The sequence below is a fragment of the Streptomyces sp. NPDC028298 genome, from assembly GCF_055565895.1.
The window spans coordinates 50,904-59,018 of sequence record NZ_JBVHTL010000003.1; the positions used below are offsets into that span (position 1 = coordinate 50,904).

The following is an 8,115-nucleotide window of genomic DNA, read 5'->3' on the forward strand; positions in this document are numbered from 1 at the left end:
GCTCCGGTCGGCTCCGTCCGTGTCGGGGCGGGTGCCGCACAATGGACCCGTGGACGAGCCGATACCCGTGACGCGGGCCGTGGATCACGGGACCGCCAAGCTGATGCCCGACGTGGACCGCGAGCGGGCCTGGCTGCTGACCGTGGACGGCGCACCGCAGTCGTACGTCGATCTGGACGAACCGACGCACCTGGAGTTCGAGTACACCCGGCGTCTCGGCCACGTGCTGGACACGGTGGCGGAACCGGGGCGCGCTCTGGACGTCCTGCACCTCGGCGGCGGGGCGCTGACCCTGCCCCGCTACGTAGCCGCCACCCGGCCCGGTTCACGCCAGGACGTGATCGAGGCGGACAAGGGCCTGCTGGCCATGATCGACGAGTGTCTGCCGGTGCCCGGCGGCTCGGGCATCGAACTGCACCGCGCCGACGCCCGCGCCTGGATCGAGACCGCCGCCCCCGCCTCCGCCGACATCCTGATCGCGGACGTCTTCGGCGGCTCGCGCATACCGGCGCACCTGACCACCGTCGCGTACGCGAGCGCCGCCGAGCGTGTGCTGCGCCCCGGCGGTGTCTACCTCGCCAACCTCGCGGACGCGGCGCCCTTCGCGTTTCTGCGCTCCCAGCTCGCCACGTTCCGCACCGTGTTCGAGGAGATCGCCCTCATCGCCGAACCCGGAGTGCTGCGCGGCCGGCGCTTCGGCAACGCCGTGCTCGTGGCCTCCCACCAGCCGTTCGACACGGCGGCACTGGCCCGTCGTACCGCCGCCGACGCCTTTCCGGCCCGCGTCGAACACGGCCCCGCGCTGCGGGACTTCATCGCCGGCGCCGCTCCGGTGCGCGACGAGGACGCGGTTCCGTCACCCGAGCCGCCCGGCGGCTCCTTCGGCATCGGCTGACGCCTGCCGGGTGCCGGGCACCTCGACCGGAGTGCCCTGCGCCACGGCCCGGGACCGCCGCGTTAGATTGCGGACGTCGGGGACGCACAGCACCGCCGCCGTGGCCACCACGACGAGCGTCGCGCAGCCCCACAGCGCGGGCGTCCGGCCGAAGGCCTGCTCCGCGGGACCCGCCAGTGCCGTGGCCAGCGGGACCATCGCGATCGAGCCGAACCAGTCGTACGCCGACACCCGCGAGAGCTTGTCCTCGGGGATCTCCTGGTGGAGCGCCGTCATCCACGACACACCGAACACCTCGATCGCCAGACCGCTGACGAACATCACCGCGTACAGAGGTCCCACCGGCAGGGGGACCGCGAGCGCGGCGGCGGGTGCCGCGAGCGGGAAGACGCACAGGGTGCCCGTGAGCAGCAGGCGACGGGGCTTCCAGCGGGTCATGAGCAGTGCGCCGCCCACGGTCCCGGCGCCGAACGCGCCGAGCGCCAGGCCCCAGGGCCCCGCCCCGCCCAGACTGTCCCGGGCGACCAGCGGACCGTAGACCGCGTCCGCCGCTCCGACGACCGCGACCACCACGGAGAACTGCGCGACGATCGCCCACAGCCAGGGACGGCCGACGAACTCGTGCCAGCCGTCGCGCAGATCGGAGAGGAGTCCGCCGCCCGGCTCCCGCGGCGGTATGTGGCTCACGTCGAGGAAGGAACGCAGTGCGCCGGCGACCGCGAAGGCCACCGCGTCCACCGCGAGCACCCAGCCCGGTCCGATGACGGCCACCAGGGCGCCGCCCAGGGCCGCGCCGCCGAGACCCGCGCCCTGCATCGCCATCCGGAACATCGCGAACGCGCGGCTCGCCTGCTCCCCGCGCACGGAGGACATGAGCATGCCCTCGGCGGCCGGGTTGAAGAAGGCCTGACCGGTGCCGCCGAGCGCGGACAGCAGCATCATCTGCCACAGCCGGGCCTCGCCGGAGATGACCAGGACGGCGAAGGCCGCCTGCGACACACAGTTGAGGGCGTTGGCGGCGACCATCACCCGGTGCCGCGGCAGCCGGTCCGCGACGGCTCCGCCGATCAGCAGGAACAGCACCAGCGGCAGGGTGCGGGCCGCGGCCACCAGGCCGACGTCGCCTCCGTCGCCGCCCGCGGCGAGCACCGCGAACGCGGCGGCGATCAACGCGCCCTGGCTGCCCAGGTTGGTGACGACGGCGGAGGCCGTCAGAAGGCTGTAGTTCCGGCCCGCCCACGAGGGGCGGCGGGAGGGTCGGGCGCGGTCGGCGGCTGAGGTCACGGGGAGACTATCGCCGCCCGGTGCCCGACTTGCCAAACCCATTGACCTGCGCCCTTGCCGGGATCAGTCCCGCGTGACGGCCCGGGCGGAGCGTGCGCGGGCTCAGGACCCGTCGGCTGGCCCCGGGTTCGGGAACCCGCCGGTCCGCCCGGGCTCGGGAACCGTCGGCCCGCGCGGGCTCAGGAACCCGCCGGCCCGCGGGGGCTCAGGAACCCGTCGGGTCGCCGTGCAGCCGTACGGTGCTGAGGATCTTCTTCACCGTCGCGTCCGGGATCTCCTCCGAGACGCCCTTGGCCGCGTAGAGCGTCCAGGACACGAAGTCGCCCGCCGAGTTCTTGAAGGCGAAGGTGGTCGCCTTGCCGTCGGAGTCGCACTTGCCCTTCTTGACGACACCCTTGGAGTACGTCGTCGCGACGCTGCCCTCGATGCCGGCGGCCGTGGTGTACGCCTGGGGCTTGCCGATCTTCAGCAGCTTCTTCGAAGCGTCCTTCTGATCGGTGTAGCCACCGAAGACCCACCACGCGGAGTCGTTGCGCGCCACGTCGCCGGTGTTCTTCGCGCCGCTCTGGCCCTTGGTGCCCGCGGCGGCGAGCGAGGTGTCCTCGGTGCGGCCGTCCTTGTTCGCGTCGGACGTGCACCACTTCTCCTTGAGGAACGCGGGCGCGGACATGCCGATGAGCAGGGAGCCGTCGCCCTTCTTGTCGTCCTCGAAGCCGATGAAGGTGCCGGAGGTGCTGACGTTCCAGTTCGGCGGCACGTCGAAGGCGGTGCCCCACTTGGGGTTCACCACGACCTTCCAGCCGGCGATCGTCGCCTTCTCGTCGCCGCCGCCGCGCGGGTCGGCCTCGCTCGCGCTCGCGCTCGCCGACGTGGACGCCGACGCCTTCGGGGACTTGGAGGTGTCCCCGCCGGCCTTGTCGTCCGAGCCGCTGTTCCCGCCCAGGACGAGGTAACCGGTGACCCCGGCGGCGATCACGACGACAAGGGCCGCGACGATCGCGGTGATCTTCGTCTTGTTGCCGCCACCGCCGTTGCCGCCGGGCACCTGGGGCGAGCCGAGGGGGTCCGAAGGGGCTCCCCACTGCGGCTGTCCCGGCTGCTGTCCGTACGGGCCGGGCTGCGGGTACCCCGTCTGCTGGTATCCCGGCTGCTGATACGGATTCGGCTGCTGGTAACCCGGCTGCTGATACGGGTTCTGGTCCTGCGGATTCTGCTCGCCCCCGGGCGGCTGCTGTCCTGGCCACATGGCTGGTAACGATAGAGGGGCCCGTGACCCGGGTGCCACGGCGGTCCCCGAAACGGCCGCGCCATCAGGCCACTTGTCCCATTGATCCCGGCTCGGCACGGCTCTGACGCCGGCTCAGCCTCCCGTCGGGTCCCCGTGCAGCCGCACCGTGCTCAGGATCTTCAGGATGGTCGCGTCGGGGATCTCGTCCCGTACGCCGGTGGCCCCGTAGAGATTCCACGCCACGAAGTCGCCCGCGGAGTTCTTGAATCCGAACGTGACGGCCTTGCCGTCGCTCGCGCACTTCCCCTTCCGGGGCGTGTTCTCGGACCTGGCCCAGGCGACGCTCCCGGTGATGCCCGAGGCGGTCGTGTAGGGCTCGGCCTTCTTGTCGAACGTCAGGCTCTTCTTGTCGGGCTGGGTGTAGCCGCCGTAGACCCACCACGGGACCTGGTTCACGGCGACCTCGTCGGTGCTCTTCGCTCCGCTCGCGCCCTTGGTGCCGGCGGCGCCGAGCGCGGTGTCCTCCGTGCGGCCGTCCTTGTCGCCGTCGGAACTGCACCACTTGGACTTGAAGTAGGCGGGCGCCGACATCATGATCAGCGGTTTGTCGCCGGCCTTCGCGTCGTGCTTCTCGAAGCCGATCGAGGTGCCGGGTGAGGCCACCTCCCAGGTGGCGGGTACGTCGAAGGCGGTGCCCCACTTGGGGTTGACGACGACCTTCCAGCCCGGGACGGTCGGCTGCTCGGCGGCCCCGCCGCGCGCGGCGCCGTCGGACGCGGAGGAGCCCGGGCTGCTCGGGCTGCTCGGGCTGCTCGCCGATGGTGTCGTGCCCGTGCCCTCGCCGTCATGGCCGGCCCGGTCGTCCTTGGCGCCGCCGAGCAGGAGCGCGCCGGTCACCCCGGCGGCCACGACCACCGCGGTCGCGGCCACGATCGCGACCACCTTCGTCCGGTTCCCGTTCCCGCGCGGCGGCTCGGGCGCACCCGCGGGAGCGGCCGCACCCCACGGCTGCTGCGGCGTTCCGTACGGGCCGGGCTGCCCCGCCCGCTCCGGAGGCTGTCCGTACGCGCCGGGTTGCGGGTACGGCGGCTGCGGGTACCCGTTCTGCTGGTATCCGGGCTGCTGATACGGGTTCGGCTGCTGATACCCCGGCTGCTGGTAGGGGTTCGGCTCCTCCTGGTGCGGTGCCTGCGTCCGCTGTCCCCGCGGGGTCGGTCCCTGAGGGTGCTGTCCCTGTGGGGTCTGTCCCTGCGGGTTCTGCTCGCCTCCGGGCGGCTGCTGTCCTGGCCACATGGGCAGTCACGTTAGTGGCGTCAGTGAAACGTTTCTGTCACCGCGTTTCGTCAGGCCTGTACCGGAGTGCGACGTCGTCCGCCGGAGCCGGGTCCGTCGTCCTCGCCGTGCGGTGGGGCTGGCCAAGAATTGCTACTCGCGGGTAACCTCGCGGTATGAGCGCAGACCAGATGACGATCGGCGAGATGCTCGCCGCGACCGTGCCGATGGCCCGGACCCTGAACCTCGAGTTCGTGGAGACCACTCCGGAGAAGGCCGTCGTGGCGCTCCCGGACCAGGGCGACTTCCACAACCACGTCGGCGGACCGCACGCCGGAGCCATGTTCACGCTGGGGGAGTCGGCGAGCGGGGCCATCGTGCTCGCCGCCTTCGGCGACCAGCTCTCCCGCGCCGTGCCGCTCGCGGTCAGCGCCGAGATCGCCTACAAGAAGCTCGCGATGGGCCCCGTCACGGCCACCGCCACGCTCGGGCGGCCCGCCGCCGACGTCGTCGCCGAACTCGACGCCGGTCAGCGCCCCGAGTTCCCCGTCGCCATCGCCATCCAGCGCGGTGACGGCGCGGTGACCGGCGAGATGACCGTCGTCTGGACCCTCCGCCCGAACGGCTGAGACGGATTTCACCCACAGGGCCCTGACCGGTCGCACGAGCCGGTCGGGGCCCTGGGCCGTCTCCGGGACACCGACCGGCCGACGCCCCGGCCCGTGGCCGGGGCCACGTCAGCCGCGCGGCACTCGAAGGCTCACCGTCTGGGTGACCCGGGTGCAGAGCCGGTGCCCGTCGTCCTCGATGTCGCACTCCACGACCGCCGTGTCGCGTCCCACCCGCAGCACGCGGGCCTTCGCGTACGCGGCTCCCTCGCGCACCGGTCGCAGGAAGTGCGTGGTCGAGGTGGTGGTGGCCGGGATCGCGCCCGCGGGGCCGTTCAGCGCGGCGCACACCGCCGAGGCGACGTCGGCCAGGCCCATCAGCGCGCCCCCGTGCAACCCGCCTCCCGCGGTGGACAGTTCGGGCACGAAGTCGAGTTCGGCGTCCACTCCCTCCGCGGACAGGGCCGTGAAGCGAACGCCCAGGGTCCTGGCGTAGGGGGCCATCGCGTAGATGTCGTCTGCGGTCACGGTCACGGTCACATCGGGCTCCTTGTGGGAACGGCGGGACGCACGTCGGTGATCCTTTCTATCAACTCCCTTGCCATGAACGGGTGTTCCGGCGGCGCGGACCAGGTGCGCGATCCGGCCGTTCCGTCGCGCCGGAGTGCCGGACGCCAATCGTGCGGCGAACACAACGCGTCGTTCAGCTCACTGCCATCGCTCGGCCATGGCCGGTCACCACCGTGCCCCGTGACACCGATCCAGCTCACCTGGAGGGCACATGGGCACGGCAGGACAGCAGAACGGGCCGGACAGACGGGCGTTGCTGCGCGCGGCGGTCGCCGTTCCGGCGGCCGGCGCGGCGACGGCAGCCTTCGAGACGGCCCCGGCGCGGGCCACGACCACGGGCGGGGGAGGCCGGTTCGACACCGAGAGCCCGCGCTTCGCGCTGGCCGTACTGCCCGACACGCAGTACCTCTTCGACGCCGACAGCGCGGACCCGGAGCCGCTGCGGGCGACGTTCCGCTACCTGGTGGCGGAGCGGGCCGAGGCCAACATCGCCTTCATGACACACCTGGGCGACGTCACCGAACACGGCACCGAGGACGAGATCGGACGAGCCGCCGACACGTTCCGCACCCTCCACGGCAAGGTCCCCTACAGCGTCCTGGCCGGCAACCACGACATCCCGTCGTCCACCGACGACCAGCGCGGGGACACCGCCTACCTGGCCGCGTTCGGCCCCGAGCGCTACGCCTCCATGCCCACCTTCCGCGGAGCCTCCCCCGACGGCTACAACAGCTACCACGTGCTGCGCGCCGCCGGCCGGGAGTGGCTGGTGCTCGCGCTGGACTGGCGGGTCTCGGACAAGGGGCTGCGCTGGGCCCAGGGTGTCCTGGACGCCCATCCGACCCTTCCCGCCGTCCTCACCACGCACGACATCGCCTGGTCGGACGACGACGGCAAGGCTCAGCTCTCCGACAACGGAGAACGCCTGTGGAACGGGCTCGTCCGCGGCAACGACCAGATCTTCCTCGCCCTCGGCGGCCACTACTGGCCGCCCGGGCGCACCGTCCTGACCAACGACGACGACAACGATGTCCACGTCCACATCACCAACTACCAGGACCGCTACTACGGCGGCGCCGGGATGATCCGCACCTACTCCTTCGACCTGGCCAGGGGCGTCGTCGACGTCGAGACGTTCGCGCCGTGGTTCCTCGCCCGCGACCCGGAGAAGCGGACCCCGCTGGAGGCCGAGACGATCGAACTGACCGGCCCTGTCGACCGGTTCAGCCTGAGCGTCGACTTCGCCGAGCGTTTCCGGGGCTTCGCGCCCGTCGTCCCGCCGAGGCCGCGCCCCGCCTCCGCCGTGATGCCGCGCGGCACGGTGGCCTACTGGCGCTTCGACGAATCCGGGAGCGCGCCGGGTGCTTCCGTCGCGGACGGCACGGTCGTACGGGACCTCACGGGCCATGGCAACGACCTCGTCGTGAGCCGGCTGCACGCGAGCGGCCCGTCCGCCCTGACCTGGTCGGCGGACCATCACCCGGGCCAGCCCGCCCACGCCAGCCTCCGTTTCGACGGCGGCAAGAGCCCCGACCGCGGCGCCATCCTCACGACGCGGGCCGGGGCCGCCCTGAACAGCGCGAAGCTCACCCGGGGCTACACCATCGAGACGTTCATCAAACTGCCGGACCCCTTCGAGGGCGACCATGCCTGGATGGGCATCCTGAGCTGGGAGGGCCGCAACGGCGACGTGGGCAAGACGACCGGCTGGTCCCCGCTGGAGCCCACCTGCAGCCTCAATCTGTCGCCGGAGCGGTTCCTCCAGTTCGTCGTGTATCCGGAGCGGCAGGACGCCGACCCGACCTCGTGGAGCCACGCGCTCCCGGTGGGCCGCTGGACCCATGTCGCCGTCGTGAACGACGGCCGCCGCACCGTCCTCCACGTCGACGGCTCGAAGATCGCCCGCAATCCCGCACAGCCGTCCACCGGCATCGCGACGCTCGGCAAACCCTTCGTCATCGGTGCCACCCAGTTCGACGAGAGCTTCGGCCAGGGCTTCTACGGCTGGATCGGCGACACCCGAATCGTCGACCGCCCCCTGCCCGTGCGGGACTTCCTCAAGCCTCCTGCCTAGGGCCCGTCCGACAACACCCGTCCGACAAGGCCCCGAGCACCTGTTCCCTTCCGGCCGTCCATGCCCGACCCTGGCCTTTGGGGGGGGGGGGGGACAGGCCCAAAAAAAAAAGAGGTAACCAAGGAAAAAAAAAAGAAAAGGGGGGGGTGGGGGGAGGGGGGTCGTTTTTTTTGCCAGGGCGGAG

General features: G+C 71.9%; 7 protein-coding genes. 3 read left to right on the forward strand and 4 right to left on the reverse strand.

Annotation, left to right across the window (positions count from 1 at the left end; genetic code table 11):
- The first annotated feature begins 49 nt into the window (after window positions 1–49).
- Window positions 50–895 (forward strand): spermidine synthase, encoded by an 846-nt coding sequence (locus ACZ4TO_RS15400; protein ID WP_382796983.1) that lies wholly within the window; start codon window positions 50–52, stop codon window positions 893–895.
- On the opposite strand, the gene ACZ4TO_RS15405 is transcribed toward ACZ4TO_RS15400, so the two are convergent.
- The 3 genes from ACZ4TO_RS15405 to ACZ4TO_RS15415 all read right to left on the reverse strand — a co-directional run bounded on the left by ACZ4TO_RS15405 (window position 857) and on the right by ACZ4TO_RS15415 (window position 4,700).
- Entirely contained in the window at window positions 857–2,221 is a 1,365-nt protein-coding gene (locus tag ACZ4TO_RS15405; RefSeq protein ID WP_385040393.1) for an MFS transporter, read from the reverse strand. The genes ACZ4TO_RS15400 and ACZ4TO_RS15405 overlap by 39 nt on opposite strands.
- Window positions 2,222–2,384: 163 nt before the next feature.
- The gene (locus ACZ4TO_RS15410; RefSeq protein ID WP_468024396.1) at window positions 2,385–3,425 is read right to left on the reverse strand and encodes a DUF8017 domain-containing protein; all 1,041 of its coding nucleotides are present in this window, start codon (window positions 3,423–3,425) and stop codon (window positions 2,385–2,387) included.
- A gap of 114 nt (window positions 3,426–3,539) precedes the next feature.
- Window positions 3,540–4,700 (reverse strand): DUF8017 domain-containing protein, encoded by a 1,161-nt coding sequence (locus ACZ4TO_RS15415; protein WP_468024397.1) that lies wholly within the window; start codon window positions 4,698–4,700, stop codon window positions 3,540–3,542.
- 170 nt (window positions 4,701–4,870) lie between these two features.
- On the opposite strand from ACZ4TO_RS15415, the gene ACZ4TO_RS15420 reads away from it, so the two are divergent.
- A complete protein-coding gene (locus tag ACZ4TO_RS15420) occupies window positions 4,871–5,308 on the forward strand; it encodes a DUF4442 domain-containing protein (protein ID WP_351866101.1) in 438 nt (145 codons plus the stop codon).
- A gap of 108 nt (window positions 5,309–5,416) precedes the next feature.
- Here ACZ4TO_RS15420 and ACZ4TO_RS15425 read toward each other — a convergent pair whose 3' ends face one another.
- On the reverse strand, window positions 5,417–5,821 hold the full coding sequence (locus ACZ4TO_RS15425) for a PaaI family thioesterase (protein WP_468024398.1): 405 nt from the start codon (window positions 5,819–5,821) through the stop codon (window positions 5,417–5,419).
- Window positions 5,822–6,068: 247 nt separating this feature from the next.
- On the opposite strand from ACZ4TO_RS15425, the gene ACZ4TO_RS15430 reads away from it, so the two are divergent.
- On the forward strand, window positions 6,069–7,931 hold the full coding sequence (locus ACZ4TO_RS15430; protein WP_468024399.1) for a LamG-like jellyroll fold domain-containing protein: 1,863 nt from the start codon (window positions 6,069–6,071) through the stop codon (window positions 7,929–7,931).
- Window positions 7,932–8,115: the final 184 nt, after the last annotated feature.

What these genes read in the sequence shown, in the direction of transcription:
- ACZ4TO_RS15405 (WP_385040393.1), bottom strand. Translation starts at nt 2,221, where the DNA reads ATGGGTTTGGCAAGTCGGGCACCGGGCGGCGATAGTCTCCCCGTGACC.
- ACZ4TO_RS15410 (WP_468024396.1), bottom strand. Translation starts at nt 3,425, where the DNA reads ATGTGGCCAGGACAGCAGCCGCCCGGGGGCGAGCAGAATCCGCAGGAC.
- ACZ4TO_RS15420 (WP_351866101.1), top strand. Translation starts at nt 4,871, where the DNA reads ATGACGATCGGCGAGATGCTCGCCGCGACCGTGCCGATGGCCCGGACC.
- ACZ4TO_RS15430 (WP_468024399.1), top strand. Translation starts at nt 6,069, where the DNA reads ATGGGCACGGCAGGACAGCAGAACGGGCCGGACAGACGGGCGTTGCTG.
- ACZ4TO_RS15415 (WP_468024397.1), bottom strand. Translation starts at nt 4,700, where the DNA reads ATGTGGCCAGGACAGCAGCCGCCCGGAGGCGAGCAGAACCCGCAGGGA.